Raw genomic sequence first — 14,667 nt, 5'->3', positions numbered from 1 at the left:
GCCTCAGGCGTTGTCGGCCGCGGTCTCGCCAGCAGGTTCGACCACAGCCGTCTTCGGCCGCATGACCAGCAGGTCTTCGTTGATCTCACGCAGCGCGATGGACAGCGGCTTCTCGTTGAGTTTGGTATCCACCAGGGGGCCGATGTGCTCGAAGAGGCCTTCGTGCAACTGGGCGTAGTAGTTGTTGATCTGGCGGGCACGTTTGGCGGCGAACAGCACCAGCGCGTACTTCGACTCGGCCTTGGTGCTCAGGGAGTCGATGGGCGGGTCGATGATGCCTTCGAGCTGCTCAGTCACTGAAACGGTGTCCTTCGTTGGTCGGGTGCCTGGCCGGTTGCGGCCGGGGCTCTCATCAGGTCGTGGCGGGATCGGCGTTCGTCACGTCGAGGCCCATGCGAGCCAGAAGCTCCCGCGCGGCCCGGTCGACGTCGTCATTGATGATCGTCACGTCGAACTCTGATTCGGCCTGAAGTTCTATCTTAGCCGTTTCGAGCCGACGGCGCCTCTCTTCCTCGTCCTCCGTGCCGCGGTGGGTCAAGCGGGCGACGAGGTCCTCGAAGCTCGGTGGGGCCAGGAAGACGAACTGTGCCTCGGGCATTCGTTGACGCACCTGGCGGGCACCCTGCAGGTCGATCTCTAACAGCACATGTTTACCCTCGGTCAGTGCCTGCTCCACAGTGCTGCGCAGTGTCCCGTAGCGATGCCGACCGTGGACAGTAGCCCACTCCAGGAACGCTTCGGCTTTGATGAGTTCATCGAAGCGCTCAGGTGAGATGAAGTGGTAGTCCACCCCATCATGTTCCCCAGGCCGCGGCGGCCGAGTGGTCGCCGAGACGGAGAAGTGCACCTGAGGGTAGTGAGTGCGGATGTGCCGGCTGAGCGTGGACTTTCCCACCGAGGTGGGTCCTGCCAAAACGGTCACACGCGGGCGGGTGGAGGGTGGCTGCATCAGCCCAATTCTGCCAGATGCGTGGCCAGGGCAGCCCGCTGTTTGACCCCGAGTCCCCCCAAACGGCGGTTAATGGAGATCCCGAGCTCTTCGCAGATCTTGGTGGCAGTGACCCGTCCGACGCCGGGTAGCGACTCGAGGAGTTCAGTGCACTTCAGCCGGGCGATCGCCTCATCGGCATCGGCCTTGCCCATGACATCGCCGAAGCTGAGCTTGCCCGCGGCGAAGTCCCGCTTGATCTCCGCACGGGCGATACGCGCCGCCAGGGCCTTCTTCCGGGCTGAGTCTCGTTCCTCCGAGGTCAGCTGTCGCAGTGCCACAGTTATTCTCCTTGTCAGGTCTTCAACGCCGCTTGCGCGGATGGGCCTGAGGCAGAATGTAGCGCCAATTTCTGTCATGGGCAACAGCGCATCACACTCCTCGCATGCTGTGAGGTTGCTGCACCGTGGCTGACCAGCGGGTTATCGGCTCAGATCCTCCTGGGCGGAGTCGATCGCGGCGGCGAGTCGGCGTGGTTCGGGACCGTGCTCCAGGATTTGCCGAGAGGAGTTAACCAGCACCTGCCCCCAGGCGGGTCCGAAAGATCGCCGCAGGGTCTCCGCGGTGGCTCCCTGGGCCCCGTACCCGGGAGCCAGCAGGGCAGGCCGGCCGAGGGTCAGGTCGATACCGTAGTCCGCGGCCAGATGAGCGGTGGTCGCCCCGACCACCAGTCCGATACTGCCCAGCGGCGCACCCTGCGCGGTGCCTGCAGGAGGCTGTGCCGCATGGATGGCATTGACCGCCGCAGTCTGCCGGATGATGTCTTCGGCGACTGTCACCGGCCCAGCTCCGGTGCCGTCGTCGTCGTGATACGCCAACTGAACCTCACGACCTTCAGGATTGGAGGTCAGGGCCAGAACGAATAAGCCGGCCCCGTGGTGCCGGGCTAGCTCAATGGCCGGTTGCAGGGAACCGAAACCCAGAAAGGGGCTCACCGTGAGTGCATCGACACCGAAATCACTAGCGGGATTGAGCCAGGCCTGGGCGTAGGCCTGCATTGTCGAACCGATATCGCCGCGTTTGGCATCGGCCAGCACCAACAGGCCCGCCTCTTTCGCCTGGCGGATCGTTGTCGCCAAAGCACACAGACCTTCGGGGCCGAAGGCCTCGTAGAAGGCCACCTGAGGTTTGACCACGGCCACCCGTGAGGCCGCCGCCTCGATGATCCGGGCACCGAAAGCCTCCAGACCTGCTTGGTTGTGACCTAGTCCCCACTCGGTGAGCATCTCCGGATGGGGGTCGAGACCTACGCAGAGTTTCCCACGGTGCTGCAGGCCCGCCTCCAGGCGGACCCCGAAGGGCTGCTGATCTGCGCCGCTCACGCCCTGGCGCTTTCTGCAGCAGCACCGTGCTCACCGGCGGCGGTGTGCAGTGCGGCGGCGTGTTCCTGCAGGGAGGCCACTGACCAGCTGAACTGTCGCTGGGCCTCGATGGCCTGGCAGGCGGCACCGAACTCGGCGACCGTGGTGATGACCGGAATGCCCAGGCTGGTCGCGGCGGCACGAATCTCGTAACCATCGCTGCGGGCGTCCCCACCTGAGGGGGTGTTGATGATGAGGTCGATGTCACCGGCTTCGACCAGTTCCAGAATAGTGCCGGTCTCCTCGCCGGTGTCGGCGATCTTGCGGACCACTTCACAGCCGATGCCGTTGCGGCGCAGCACATCGGCGGTCCCACCTGTAGAGACCACAGAGAACCCAAGATCCACGAGCCGTTTGACCGGCATGATGATGCCGCGTTTGTCCCGGTTGGCGACGGAGACGAACACCTTCCCGGAGGTGGGCAGCGGGTTACTGGCGGCCAGCTGGGACTTCGCGAAGGCGGTGTCAAAGTGGGCGTCAATCCCCATGACCTCGCCGGTGGAGCGCATCTCAGGACCCAGCAGCGAGTCCACACTGCGGCCCTGCGGGGTACGGAACCGGGCGAAGGGCAGCACGGCTTCTTTGACCGCCACCGGGGCGTTCGGCGGCAGCAGGGAGCCGTCTCCCTCAGCGGGCAGCACCCCGGAGAGTCGATGCCCGGAGCCGGTACGCAACTCCGCGATGGACACACCGGTGCCGATGTGGGCTGCGGCCTTGGCCAGCTGCACCCCGGTCGCCTTGGAGACAAAGGGCACTGTGCGGGAGGCCCGGGGATTGGCCTCGATGACGTAGAGAACATCAGAGGCCACCGCGAACTGAATATTGATCAGCCCCCGAACCCCGACGCCCGCGGCGATCGCCTCAGTAGCCTCGCGGACCCTGGCCAGCACATCGGGACCCAGGGTGATCGGCGGCAGCACACAGGCGGAGTCCCCGGAGTGGATACCGGCCTCCTCAATATGCTCCATGATCCCGCCCAGGTAAAGTTCTTCACCGTCGTAGAGGGCGTCGACGTCGACCTCAATGGCGTCTTCGAGGAACCGGTCCACCAGCACCGGGTGCTCCGGGGTCACCTCAGTGGCTCCGGCGATGTACCGGGCCAGGCCGGGTTCGTCGTAGACGATCTCCATGCCTCGACCGCCCAGGACGTAGCTGGGCCGGACCAGCACCGGGTACCCGATAGAATCGGCCACCCGTTTGGCGTCCTCAAAGCTGACCGCAGTCCCATTCTTTGGGGCGATGAGCCCCGCGGTGGTAAGCACCTGGTCGAAAGCCCCCCGGTGCTCAGCCAGGTCGATGGCCTCCGGGGAGGTGCCCAGAATCGGCACTCCGGCGTCGGCCAGTTGCTGGGCAAGCTTCAGTGGCGTCTGCCCGCCGAGTTGAACGAAGACCCCGGCCACTCCCCCGGTGCGCTGTTCGGCGGCGATCACCTCGAGCACGTCTTCCAGAGTCAACGGCTCAAAGTACAGGCGGGTGGAGACATCGTAGTCGGTGGAGACGGTCTCCGGGTTGCAGTTGACCATGACCGTTTCGTATCCGGCCTCGGCCAGCGCCATCGTGGCGTGGACACACGAGTAGTCGAACTCGATACCCTGCCCGATCCGGTTGGGTCCGGAGCCCAGGATGATGACAGAGGGCTTGGCGTGCGGCTCGATCTCGTCTTCGAGGTCGTAACTGGAGTAGTGGTAAGGGGTGAAGGCGGGAAACTCGGCCGCGCAGGTGTCCACTGTCTTGTACACCGGGCGGATTCCTAGCGCGTGGCGGACTCCCCGAACCACTGCGGGGTCCATGGATCGCAGCCGGCCGATCTGCTCATCGGAGAAGCCGTGCCGTTTGGCCAGCCGCAGGGTCTGAGCATCGAGGGCTTCGGCTTCACGGATCTGCGCGGCGACCTCGTTGATGAGTTGAATCTGGTCCAGAAACCACCGGTCGATCGCGGTGATCTGGTGGATGTTTTCCAGCTCCGCGCCGGCTTCCAGTGCCTGCTGCACCTGGTGAATCCGCTCGGTGGTGGGGGTTGCCATTGCCTCTAACAACCCGGCGACGTCGGCTGCGGGCTCCTCCGGTGCCGCGAAGGTGAACTCCGCTCCCCGCTGCTCCAGAGACCGCAAGGCCTTCTGCAGCGCCTCGGTGAAGCTGCGGCCGATGGCCATCGCCTCACCGACCGATTTCATCGTAGTCGTCAGTGTCGGATCGGCGGCCGGGAACTTCTCGAAAGCGAAGCGCGGCACCTTGACCACTACGTAGTCCAGGGTGGGTTCGAAACTGGCCGGGGTCTTCTGGGTGATGTCGTTGGGGATCTCATCCAGGGTGTAGCCCACTGCCAGCTTGGTGGCGATCTTGGCGATGGCGAAGCCGGTGGCCTTCGAGGCCAGCGCGGAGGACCGGGAAACCCGCGGATTCATTTCAATGACGACCACGCGCCCGGTCGTCGGCTCCACGGCGAACTGGATATTACAGCCGCCGGTGTCCACACCCACTTCGCGGATCACGTTGATCGCAATATCTCGCAGCCGCTGATACTCCCGGTCGGTCAGGGTCATGGCAGGGGCCACGGTGATCGAATCCCCGGTGTGTACCCCAACGGGGTCGAGGTTCTCAATGGAGCAGACGACGACGACGTTATCGTTGGCGTCGCGCATCATCTCCAGTTCGTATTCCTTCCACCCGAGAATCGACTCCTCGAGCAGCACCTCAGTGGTCGGTGAATACTGCAGCCCAGCTCCGGCGATCCGACGCAGGTCAGCTTCGTTGTAGGCCATACCGGAGCCAAGCCCACCCATGGTGTAGGAGGGGCGGACCACCATGGGGTAACCGAGCTCCTCAGCGGCAGCGAGGGCTTCATCCATCGAGTGGACGATGCGGCTACGTGCCGACTCCGCACCGGAGCGTTCCACCACGCCTTTGAATTTCTCCCGGTCCTCACCGAGTTCGATGGCGGCGATGTTGGCTCCGATGAGTTCAACGTCGTACTCGGCCAGTACTCCGGCTTTGTCCAGGGCGATGGCGGTGTTCAACGCGGTTTGACCGCCCAAGGTGGGTAGTAACGCGTCGGGGCGTTCCTTAGCGATGATCTTGGCGACGACGTCGGGATCGATCGGCTCCACATAGGTGGCGTCAGCAAACTCCGGGTCGGTCATGATGGTGGCGGGGTTGGAGTTGACCAGGATGACGCGCAGGCCTTCTTCTTTCAACACCCGCAGAGCCTGGGTGCCGGAGTAGTCGAACTCGGCGGCCTGCCCGATGACGATGGGCCCGGAGCCGATGACCAGCACGGAGTTCAGGTCGGCGCGCTTAGGCATTCTGTTCGTGTCCTCCTGCGGTGGCGGTGGTCTGCGGGAGCGTATCGGCCCCAGTGGCCTGCTTCCCGGTCTTGCGGGCGATGATGAGTTCGACGAATCGGTCGAACAGATACGCGGAGTCATGCGGCCCCGCGGCGGCTTCAGGGTGGTACTGCACGCTGAAGGCCGGGATGTCCAGGCAGCGCAGTCCTTCGACGACACCGTCATTGAGGCTGGAGTGGCTGACCTGGACCCGCCCGTACTTCGCCTCAGGTGCGGTGACGGTCTCCCCAATGGGCGCATCGACGGCGAAGCCGTGATTCTGGCTGGTGATTTCCACCTTCCCGGTGGCGTGATCGATGACCGGTTGGTTGATGCCCCGGTGACCGAACGGCAGTTTGTAGGTGCCAAAGCCCAGCGCCCGGCCGAGGATCTGGTTACCGAAGCAGATACCGAAGACCGGAGTGCCGGCGTCGAGCACCTCCCGCAGCAGACCGACCTGCGGGGCTGTGGCAGGGTCTCCGGGCCCATTGGAGAGGAAGACGCCGTCGGGCTGGAGTTCTTCGATATCGGCAAAGGTGGTGCTCGCCGGCAATACGTGGACCCGCAGGCCCCGTTCAGCCATCCGCACCGGGGTCATGTTCTTCAACCCCAGGTCGATGGCAGCCACTGTGGCGATCGGCTCCTTGGGGCGGCCGTGAGCATCCACCCAGCCGTGGTCAGCGGGCTCGACGACGTATGCCTGGTCAATGCTGACTTCTTCAGCCAGGCGTGCCCCCACCATGGACGGTTGCTCCCGCACCTCGGTGAGCAGTTCAGCCTCGGGGCGGCGGGCGGCCTGCCCGGAGAAGATCCCGGCGCGCATGGCCCCGTGGTCCCGCAGCCTGCGGGTGACCGCCCGGGTGTCGACGTCTTTGATGGCCACGATGCCCTGTGCAGACAGTTCGTCCTCCAGGCTGCGGACGGAGCGCCAGTTGGAGGGCCGGCGGGCGGCATCGCGCACCACATAGCCGGCCACCCAGATGCGCCGGGATTCGGGGTCTTCGTCGTTGATCCCGGTGTTGCCAATGTGGGGTGCGGTCTGCACCACGATCTGCCGGGCATAGCTGGGGTCGGTCAGGGTCTCCTGGTAGCCGGTCATTCCGGTGGCGAAGACCGCCTCTCCCAGGGTGGTGCCCACCGCGCCGTAGGCGGTGCCGGTGTAGACAGTGCCGTCCTCCAGGACCAGTAATGCGGGTTCGGTACTCATTCGGCGGAGTTCTCCTGGGAAGGTGTCTGGTCGGGGTGTGGGGTCTCTTGATTTGTCTGACGGGGGGTCAGGGCCTCGGCGGCACTGAGCAGGGCACGCCCCTCTACGGCGCGACGGGGTCGGAATGCCGTTTCGACCTCCTCAGTGCCCAGCTGCCACCCGAAGATAATGGCGCCGTCGCGTTCAACGAACTTCCCGACGACGCCGCGGTCGGTGCGCACGTAGCTGAGGTCCTCAGTGCCGATGAAGACGTTACGCGCCCCAGCACGGAAGACGGCCACTCCGGCGTCGTGGACTTCGATCCGGCCGGTGGTCCGCAAGCCGAGTTCATGCACCGCCACCCGGTCCAGGTAGTCCTCGGCTTTCACCGTGCCGATGACCATCCCTTCGGCGGCGGCCTGTGGCTCAGTCTCGATCAGCTGTGCGGGAACATCAGCCGGTTCGGGGATGCCCTGCTGGCGACGCTTGCGTCCGCGCCACCCGATCCACAACAGTAGGCAGAAGACCACGATGACCCCTAGGGAGACCCATAGGTACATCAGGTAGGTACCGGTCATCTCCGGCCGGGTGGTATCGGCCAGAAACTGTGCAGCGGCGGGGGCGGTGCCCAGCGGGGTGGGTGTCATGCGGACCTCCCAGTGGTGGAGACGGTCAGGGCGCCATCAGCGACCACCTGATGGCCGTTGAGGAAGGTGGCTCGAACCACTCCGGGCAGCTCCATCCCTCGGTAAGGCGAATTCTGCCCCTTCGTGGCGTGTTCCTCGGGCCGTACGGTGGTCACCGCCCCCGGATCGACGAGGATGAGGTTGGCCGGCTCCCCTTCGGCCAGCGGCCGTCCCTGATGGGTGTGCCCGTAGATACGCGCCGGAGTCTCCGAGGTGACTTCGGCAAAGCGCCGCCAGTCCATCAACCCGGTGGAGATCATCGCGTGCGTCACCGCAGGCAGAGCGGTCTCTAGCCCGGTCATCCCCATGGCGGCCTGGTGCCATTCGCACTCCTTGGCCTGGGTGGGGTGGGGAGCATGGTCGGTGCCGATCACGTCGATGATCCCCTCGGCGAGGGCTTCACGCAGCACGCGGGTATCCCGCTCGGTCCGCAACGGCGGATTGACCTTGTAGACCGGGTCGAAGCTGCGGACCAGCTCATCGGTCAACAACAGGTGGTGGGGCGTGACCTCGGCGGTGACCTGGATGTCCCGGGACTTCGCCCACTTGAGAATCTCGACACTGCCGGCGGTGGAGACGTGGCAGATATGCAGCCGGGCTCCCACGTAGTCGGCCAGCAGCACATCCCGGGCGATGATCGCCTCTTCGGCCACCGACGGCCAGCCAGGCAATCCGAGGGCGGAAGAGACGATGCCTTCGTTCATCTGGGCCGCGTAGTCAGTGCCCCAGGCGGTCAGATCCGGGTCCTGGGCATGCTGGGCGATGAACCCGCCCACCGTGCTGACATACTCCAAAGCCCGGCGCATCAGCTGGGGGTTGGCCACACAGTGGCCGTCATCGGAGAACATTCTCACCTCAGCCGCCGAAGCCGCCATAGCTCCAAGCTCGGCCAGCTGTTCTCCGGCCAGACCGCGGGTGACCGCACCCACTGGGTAGACCTCGCTCCAACCGGCGTCATCTCCGAGCCGCTTGACCTGCTCGACGACGCCGGCGGTATCGGCCACCGGCTGGGAGTTCGCCATAGCGTGCACGGCGGTGAATCCCCCGCGGGCAGCGGCCCGTGTCCCGGTGTCGACCGTCTCTGCGTCCTCGCGGCCGGGTTCACGCAGGTGGGTATGGAGGTCAACCATCCCCGGCAAGGCGATGAGTCCGGCGGCATCGACCCGTTCGGCGTCGTCGTCGGTGATGTTCTCACCGATGGAGACGATCCGCCCATCGCGAATGAGGATGTCGACCGGTTGTTGCCCATAGGGTGCGGCGGCCGTGATGAGATAGGCGTTCACGTTTCGCTCCTTCCGGAGAGCAGCAGGTGCAGCACGGCCATCCGCACGGAGACACCGTGGGTGACCTGCTCGGTGATGACCGACTGCGGGGAGTCGGCAGCGGCGGCGGAAATTTCCACGCCGCGGTTCATCGGACCAGGGTGCAGGATCATCGCCGGGGCCTGACTCGGGCCGATCCGCAAGGATTCGACGACGGCGAGCCGCTCATCGGTCAGACCCCAGCGGCGGGTGTACTCCGCACTCGTGGGGAAGAACGCCCCGCCCATCCGTTCGGCCTGAACCCGTAGCATCATCACTGCGTCCGGGTCCGTGGCCAGGGCCTCATCCAGATCGTAGTGAATGGTCACCGGCCAGGTTTCCGCGCCCACCGGCAGCAGGGTGGCCGGAGCGACCAGGGAGACTTTCGCCCCGAGGGTAGTCAGCAGCCATACATTGGACCGGGCGACCCGGGAGTGCAGCACATCTCCGATGATGAGCACCTTCAGTCCTGATAAGTCGGTGCCGCGGGATCCAGTGTCCCGGGCGGCGGCGTAGCCACGGCGCAGGGTCAGCGCGTCCAGCAGCGCCTGGGTGGGGTGTTCGTGGGTTCCGTCGCCCGCGTTGAGCACCGCCGCCTGGGTCCAGTCACTGGCGGCCAGCTGCGCGGCCGCTCCGGCAGCAGGATGGCGAATGACAATGGCATCGGCCCCCATGGCATCGAGGGTCTGGACCGTGTCCTTCAGTGACTCCCCTTTGGAGACCGAGGACCCCTTGGCGGAGAAGTTGACCACATCGGCCGAGAGCCGCTTAGCGGCCGCCTCGAAGGAGACCCGGGTGCGCGTGGAGTCCTCGTAAAACAGGTTGACTACTGTGCGGCCGCGCAAGGTGGGAAGCTTCTTCACTTCCCGCTGGGACACCTGGTCCATCTCCTCAGCGGTGTCGAGGATGTTCATCGCCTGGCTGTGGCTTAAGTCGGAGGTGGTCAGCAGGTGTTTCACCGTTGAATCACCACCGCTTCATCTGAGGCACTCACACCGTCAATGGCCGCCAGGCGGACCGAGACGCGTTCCTGACGGGATGTGGGGATGTTTTTACCGACGTGGTCGGCCCGGATGGGCAGCTGCCGGTGACCCCGGTCGACCAGGACTGCCAACCGGACGGTCTCCGGCCGGCCGAGGTCAGAAAGAGCGTCGAGTGCAGCCCGGATCGTCCGCCCGGAGTACAGCACATCGTCGACGAGCACCACAGTGGCGGCATCGATTCCGCTGGCGGGCAGTTCGGTGGGCTCAGGTGTGCGGGCACCCGTGGTGCGCAGATCGTCCCGGTACATGGTGATATCCAGGGAGCCGACCTGGTCGTGGGAGTCGAAGTCGGTGTCTATGCCGGCGAGTTTCTCACCCAACCGGCGGGCCAAGGGGACGCCCCGGCGCGGAATACCCAGAATGACCAGTCCCGCAGTGCCGCGGTGGGTCTCCACAATTTCATGGGCGATTCGGGTCAGGGCGCGTTCAATATCCGAAGCGCTCATGACCTGGGCAGTCTCAGATGACGGGGTCATCGTATCGACTCCTTCCTCGCCTCACAGGACGATGTTTAAAGGAGCGGTGGTCCCGGCGGCAAAGCCGTGCCGGCCTGCGCACCTGATGTCGGCGCATCGGGTGCGCTGGTGCCTCATCGACACCTGCTTCAGCCTATCAGGCAGAGTCTGCATCCTCATCCATGCCAGGCTCCTCATCGAGCAGGGGGTCCTCGTCCTCATCCACCAGAGTGGGTTTGAGCTGCTGGAGCCTGCCGAGTAGCCCGTTGACGAACCGCGGTGACTCATCGGTGGAGAGCTCGCGGACCAGGGCCACGGCCTCGGAGACGGCCACCGCCTCGGGGATCTCCGGGTTGTGCAGCAGTTCCCAGGCCCCGATGCGCAGCGCAGTGCGATCCACTGTGGGCATCCGCTCCAGAGTCCAGCCACGAGCGTAGGTAGAGATCAGCTCGTCGAGTTCTTCCTGCCGGGCACTGACCCCCAGGACCAGTTGACGAGCATACGGGTTCAGTTGCAGCTCAGTGGCCGAGCTGCGCAGGGTGAGGACTTCCTCGGCCGGGAGTCCGCGCTGCTCAGCCTCAAAGAGGATTTCTAGAGCCCGACGTCGGGCTTTGGATCGGGATCGTTTCACCACAGTGGTCGCTGAACTTATTAGTCGGTCACACGGCCGAGGTATTCCCCGGTGCTGGTGTTGACTTTGACCTTGGTGCCCTGGTCGACGAAGAGCGGCACCTGGATCTCGTGACCGGTCTCCACAGTGGCTGCCTTGGTTCCAGCATTGGAGCGGTCACCCTGCAGGCCCGGCTCGGTGTAGGTGATCTCCAGCACCACTGAAGGTGGCAGCTCCAGGTACAGCGGAGTGCCTTCGTGCATCGCAATGGTGACAGTAGCCGATTCCAGCAGGTAGTTGGCGGCATCGCCGACGATCTCAGCGGGCACCGTGATCTGGTCGTAGTCACGTAAGTCCATGAAGATGTAATCGTCGCCATCGGCGTAGAGGAACTGGTAGTCGGAGCGGTCCACCGTGGCGAACTCCACTTTGGCTCCGGCATTGAACGTCTTGTCCACGACTTTGCCGGAGGTGACGTTCTTCAGCTTGGTGCGGATGAACGCTCCGCCCTTGCCCGGCTTGACGTGCTGAAATTCCAGGGTGTTCCACAGCTGCCCCTCGAGCTTGAGCACCGCGCCGTTCTTGATGTCGTTCGAGGTTGCCACGAAATTGAGCCCCTTCTGGTTCGATAAATCTCTGTGAGCCGCCGATCCATCATACAGGCGGCCTCCACCCAGCACGTCACAGGGAGATCGTGGTCCCGCTGACTGGTTCGCCGATCTCCTGGTACGCCGCGTACAACATGGATGCATCCGGAATCTCCACAGTGGCGGGGTTGCCAATGCCGTTGAGCAGCACGAACCTGAGCACATCGCCGCGGTTCTTCTTATCGCGGCGGATTCCTTCCAGCAGCTGGTTCCACCGGTCATCCCGGTAGGTAATGGGCAATCCCAGTGAGGTCAGCACTGCCCGGTGGCGGTCGACCTCGGCCTCACTGAGCCGGCCCAGGCTGTGCGCCAGTTCCGCGGCGAAGACCATACCCACCGAGACGGCCGCACCGTGGCGCCACTGATAACGCTCAGCGAGTTCAATGGCGTGGGCCAGCGTGTGCCCGTAGTTGAGGTGCTCACGGCGATCAGCCTCCCGGGCGTCTTCTCCGACGATCTCAGCCTTGACCCGGATAGAGCGTTCGATGAGTTCACGCAGCTGTGCCGAATGAGGGTTCTGCGCGGCCTCCGGGGACTCCTCAATCAGGGTGAGGATCCGTTCATCAGCGATGAACCCACATTTGATGACCTCGGCCAATCCAGAGACCAGTTCATTGCGTGGCAGGGTAATGAGGGTGTCGAGGTCAGCCAGCACCCCGGCCGGTTGGTGGAAGGAACCCACCAGGTTCTTCCCCTCAGCGGTATTGATCCCAGTTTTGCCGCCGACGGCGGCGTCGACCATGCCGAGCACCGTGGTCGGCATATGCACAACCCGCACTCCCCGTAGCCAGGTAGCGGCGACGAAGCCGGCCAGATCGGAGACCGCTCCCCCGCCGACGGAGACCACAGCATCGGAGCGGGTGAAATCGTTCTGCCCGAGCACTTGCCAACAGAACGCGGCCACCTGGATGTGCTTACCCTCTTCGGCATCGGGAATCTCGGCCACCATGGCGGTGTAGCCGGCCTTCTCCAGGTCTTCACGCACCACGTCACCGGTGGCACGCAGCGCCCGCGGGTGAATGATGAGCACCCGTTCGGCTTGGGTGCCCAAGAGGTCCGGCAGCCGGGAGAGGAGTCCATTGCCGACGACGACGGGATAGCCCAGTTCATCTCCACCGGTTCCCGTTCCCTCACCCACGGTGATGGTGGTGGGCTCACTGTGCTGGGTCTCGCTCAGCGGGGTGGATGCTTGCGGTGTCCCCGCAGGCTCACCGCTGTCTGTAGGAGTGCTCATAGGGGTGTGCGCTCAGTCTTTCGTGATCCGGTTCAGTTCGTTCTCGATGGTATCGACTCGGGCTTCGATCGTCTCGTGGTCGGCACTGACCACCAGATCAGCGCAGTCCCGGTAGAGGGATTCCCGCTCGGCGTAGATCTTCTTCCAACGGCCCACCGGGTCGGAGGCGAGCATGGGGCGGGTGGAGGCGTCGCCGATCCGGGCGGCGGCCTGTTCGGCGGTGACATCGAGCATCACCGTGAAATGCCCCTCAAGCAATGCCCGGGTCCGAGGCGAAAGCACCGACCCACCTCCGAGGCTGATGACCGATGGGCGGGGGGCATCGAGCAGCTCAGCGACAATGCGCTCCTCAGCGGCCCGGAACGACTCCTCCCCGTGCTGGGCAAAGTACTCAGGGATGGGACCGTAGCGGGCCACGAAGAACTGGTCGGTGTCCACATGGGGGCGGTTCAACCGGCGGGCCAGTGCCTGGCCCACACTGGACTTACCGGAGGCCATGGGTCCGATGAGTACCACATTGTGGGTACGTGCCGGGCTGCTCATCAGCTGCTGAAGGCAGCCGGAGGCTGCACGGGGTCCCCGTCGCTGCCGGCCAGCTGCGGGTTCTGCCCCAGTTCGGGCATGTTCTCCAGGTAACTGTGCAGGTTACGCCGCGTCTCAGTGAGGCTGTCCCCGCCGCACTTCTCTAACACTGCCTGTGCCAGGACCAGGGCGACCATCGCTTCGGCGACCACCCCGGCTGCCGGGACCGCACAGACGTCGCTGCGCTGGTGGTGGGCAGTGGTTGGCTCCCCGGTGGCGATATCCACGGTGCGCAGGGCTCGGGGCACCGTGGCGATAGGTTTCATCGCCGCGCGCACTCGGAGGGTATCGCCAATGCTCATCCCGCCTTCGATCCCTCCGGCACGGTTGGTCGAGCGGCGGATTCTCCCGTGGGCGTCGAGTTCGATCTCGTCATGGGCCTGGGAGCCCCGACGGGCAGCGGTCTTCAGCCCGTCACCGACTTCCACGCCCTTGATGGCCTGGATACCCATCAGCGCTCCGGCCAGCCGTGCATCCAGTCGGCGGTCCCAGTGCACATAGCTTCCCAGCCCCGGGGGGACGCCGTCGACGACAACTTCGACGACGCCACCGAGAGTTTCGCCGGCTTTATGTGCCGCATCGACCTCAGCCACCATCGCCTCAGAGGTCGCTGGGTGGAAGCATCGCAGCGGATCGGCGTCGATCGTGGCGACATCCTGCGCGGTGGGAACCGGGGCGTCGTCGTCAGTGGTGACCTCCCCGACGGCGACGGTGTGCGAGACCGTAGTCATGCCTAGTTCGGCCAGGAAGTTCTGTGCAGCGGTTCCCAACGCCACCCGGGTGGCAGTCTCTCGGGCGGAGGCGCGCTCCAGCACGGGACGCGCTTCGGTGAAGCCGTACTTCTGCATCCCTGTGAAGTCGGCGTGGCCAGGACGGGGCCGGGTCAAGGGTGCGTTGCGTGCCAGGTGCTCAATCTCGGCAGGGTCCACCGGGTCGGCAGACATGACCTTCTCCCATTTAGGCCACTCGGTGTTGCCGACCTCGATGGCAACCGGACCGCCCAAGGTCTCACCGTGCCGGACTCCGGCGATGAGAGTGACCTCGTCCTGCTCGAACTTCATGCGGGCTCCGCGACCATAGCCCAGGCGCCGACGAGCCAACCGGTCCTGGACATCCTGGGAAGTCAGCGGCACCCCGGCGGGGAGGCCTTCGAGAATGCCAACCAGGGCACGGCCGTGAGATTCTCCGGAAGTCAGCCAGCGCAACATGCCGACCATCCTAACCGGGTTGGTGAGCTCAAGCGGCCGCAGA

At 65.0% G+C, this 14,667-nt stretch carries 14 protein-coding genes and 1 pseudogene; all 15 read right to left on the bottom strand.

The features are described from left to right. Positions 1-3: 3 nt before the first annotated feature. Complete coding sequence (gene rpoZ, locus H578_RS0106370) at positions 4-297, bottom strand: DNA-directed RNA polymerase subunit omega (RefSeq protein ID WP_022872860.1); 294 nt, start codon at positions 295-297, stop codon at positions 4-6. Between the two features lie 55 nt (positions 298-352). Beyond that, positions 353-949, bottom strand: a complete 597-nt coding sequence (gene gmk, locus H578_RS0106365) for a guanylate kinase (RefSeq protein ID WP_022872859.1) — start codon at positions 947-949, stop codon at positions 353-355. Continuing rightward, complete coding sequence (mihF, locus tag H578_RS0106360; protein ID WP_022872858.1) at positions 949-1,269, bottom strand: integration host factor, actinobacterial type; 321 nt, start codon at positions 1,267-1,269, stop codon at positions 949-951. Before mihF ends, gmk begins: the two co-directional genes overlap by 1 nt. Before the next feature lie 141 nt (positions 1,270-1,410). Next, on the bottom strand, positions 1,411-2,310 hold the full coding sequence (gene pyrF / locus H578_RS0106355; protein ID WP_022872857.1) for an orotidine-5'-phosphate decarboxylase: 900 nt from the start codon (positions 2,308-2,310) through the stop codon (positions 1,411-1,413). Continuing rightward, positions 2,307-5,651: a carbamoyl-phosphate synthase large subunit gene (gene carB / locus H578_RS0106350; protein WP_022872856.1), complete on the bottom strand. Its 3,345-nt coding sequence runs from the start codon at positions 5,649-5,651 to the stop codon at positions 2,307-2,309. The genes pyrF and carB overlap by 4 nt, the downstream gene beginning before the upstream one ends. Beyond that, entirely contained in the window at positions 5,644-6,879 is a 1,236-nt protein-coding gene (gene carA, locus H578_RS0106345) for a glutamine-hydrolyzing carbamoyl-phosphate synthase small subunit (RefSeq protein WP_022872855.1), read from the bottom strand. Before carA ends, carB begins: the two co-directional genes overlap by 8 nt. Then, a complete protein-coding gene (locus H578_RS13770) occupies positions 6,876-7,505 on the bottom strand; it encodes a PH-like domain-containing protein (RefSeq protein ID WP_022872854.1) in 630 nt (209 codons plus the stop codon). The genes carA and H578_RS13770 overlap by 4 nt, the downstream gene beginning before the upstream one ends. After that, on the bottom strand, positions 7,502-8,827 hold the full coding sequence (locus tag H578_RS0106335) for a dihydroorotase (RefSeq protein ID WP_022872853.1): 1,326 nt from the start codon (positions 8,825-8,827) through the stop codon (positions 7,502-7,504). Before H578_RS0106335 ends, H578_RS13770 begins: the two co-directional genes overlap by 4 nt. Next, a complete protein-coding gene (locus tag H578_RS0106330) occupies positions 8,824-9,804 on the bottom strand; it encodes an aspartate carbamoyltransferase catalytic subunit (protein ID WP_022872852.1) in 981 nt (326 codons plus the stop codon). The genes H578_RS0106335 and H578_RS0106330 overlap by 4 nt, the downstream gene beginning before the upstream one ends. Beyond that, positions 9,801-10,364 carry a bifunctional pyr operon transcriptional regulator/uracil phosphoribosyltransferase PyrR gene (gene pyrR, locus H578_RS0106325; RefSeq protein ID WP_022872851.1) on the bottom strand — a complete coding sequence of 188 codons (564 nt, stop codon included), beginning with the start codon at positions 10,362-10,364 and terminating at the stop codon, positions 9,801-9,803. The genes H578_RS0106330 and pyrR overlap by 4 nt, the downstream gene beginning before the upstream one ends. Positions 10,365-10,566: 202 nt before the next feature. Then, positions 10,567-10,974, bottom strand: a pseudogene (gene nusB / locus H578_RS13765) (transcription antitermination factor NusB); the annotation flags it as partial. Positions 10,975-10,994: 20 nt separating this feature from the next. Then, positions 10,995-11,558 (bottom strand): elongation factor P, encoded by a 564-nt coding sequence (gene efp / locus H578_RS0106315; protein WP_022872849.1) that lies wholly within the window; start codon positions 11,556-11,558, stop codon positions 10,995-10,997. A gap of 76 nt (positions 11,559-11,634) precedes the next feature. Continuing rightward, positions 11,635-12,834, bottom strand: a complete 1,200-nt coding sequence (gene aroB, locus H578_RS0106310; protein ID WP_022872848.1) for a 3-dehydroquinate synthase — start codon at positions 12,832-12,834, stop codon at positions 11,635-11,637. A gap of 12 nt (positions 12,835-12,846) precedes the next feature. Continuing rightward, positions 12,847-13,377, bottom strand: coding sequence for a shikimate kinase (locus tag H578_RS0106305; RefSeq protein ID WP_022872847.1), 531 nt, complete (start codon positions 13,375-13,377; stop codon positions 12,847-12,849). Beyond that, a complete protein-coding gene (gene aroC / locus H578_RS13760) occupies positions 13,377-14,624 on the bottom strand; it encodes a chorismate synthase (protein ID WP_084710016.1) in 1,248 nt (415 codons plus the stop codon). The genes H578_RS0106305 and aroC overlap by 1 nt, the downstream gene beginning before the upstream one ends. Positions 14,625-14,667 lie beyond the last annotated feature (43 nt).

This window comes from Nesterenkonia alba DSM 19423, assembly GCF_000421745.1.
Taxonomy (GTDB): Bacteria; Actinomycetota; Actinomycetes; order Actinomycetales; family Micrococcaceae; genus Nesterenkonia; species Nesterenkonia alba.
The sequence above is the reverse complement of the archived record's forward strand: the minus strand, read 5'-3'. Positions and strand labels throughout refer to the sequence as shown.

Excerpts from the sequence above, each read along its gene's own strand:
- gmk (WP_022872859.1), bottom strand. The coding sequence starts at position 949 with ATGCAGCCACCCTCCACCCGCCCGCGTGTGACCGTTTTGGCAGGACCC.
- carB (WP_022872856.1), bottom strand. The coding sequence starts at position 5,651 with ATGCCTAAGCGCGCCGACCTGAACTCCGTGCTGGTCATCGGCTCCGGG.
- carA (WP_022872855.1), bottom strand. The coding sequence starts at position 6,879 with ATGAGTACCGAACCCGCATTACTGGTCCTGGAGGACGGCACTGTCTAC.
- H578_RS13770 (WP_022872854.1), bottom strand. The coding sequence starts at position 7,505 with ATGACACCCACCCCGCTGGGCACCGCCCCCGCCGCTGCACAGTTTCTG.
- pyrR (WP_022872851.1), bottom strand. The coding sequence starts at position 10,364 with ATGACCCCGTCATCTGAGACTGCCCAGGTCATGAGCGCTTCGGATATT.
- aroB (WP_022872848.1), bottom strand. The coding sequence starts at position 12,834 with ATGAGCACTCCTACAGACAGCGGTGAGCCTGCGGGGACACCGCAAGCA.
- H578_RS0106305 (WP_022872847.1), bottom strand. The coding sequence starts at position 13,377 with ATGAGCAGCCCGGCACGTACCCACAATGTGGTACTCATCGGACCCATG.
- aroC (WP_084710016.1), bottom strand. The coding sequence starts at position 14,624 with ATGTTGCGCTGGCTGACTTCCGGAGAATCTCACGGCCGTGCCCTGGTT.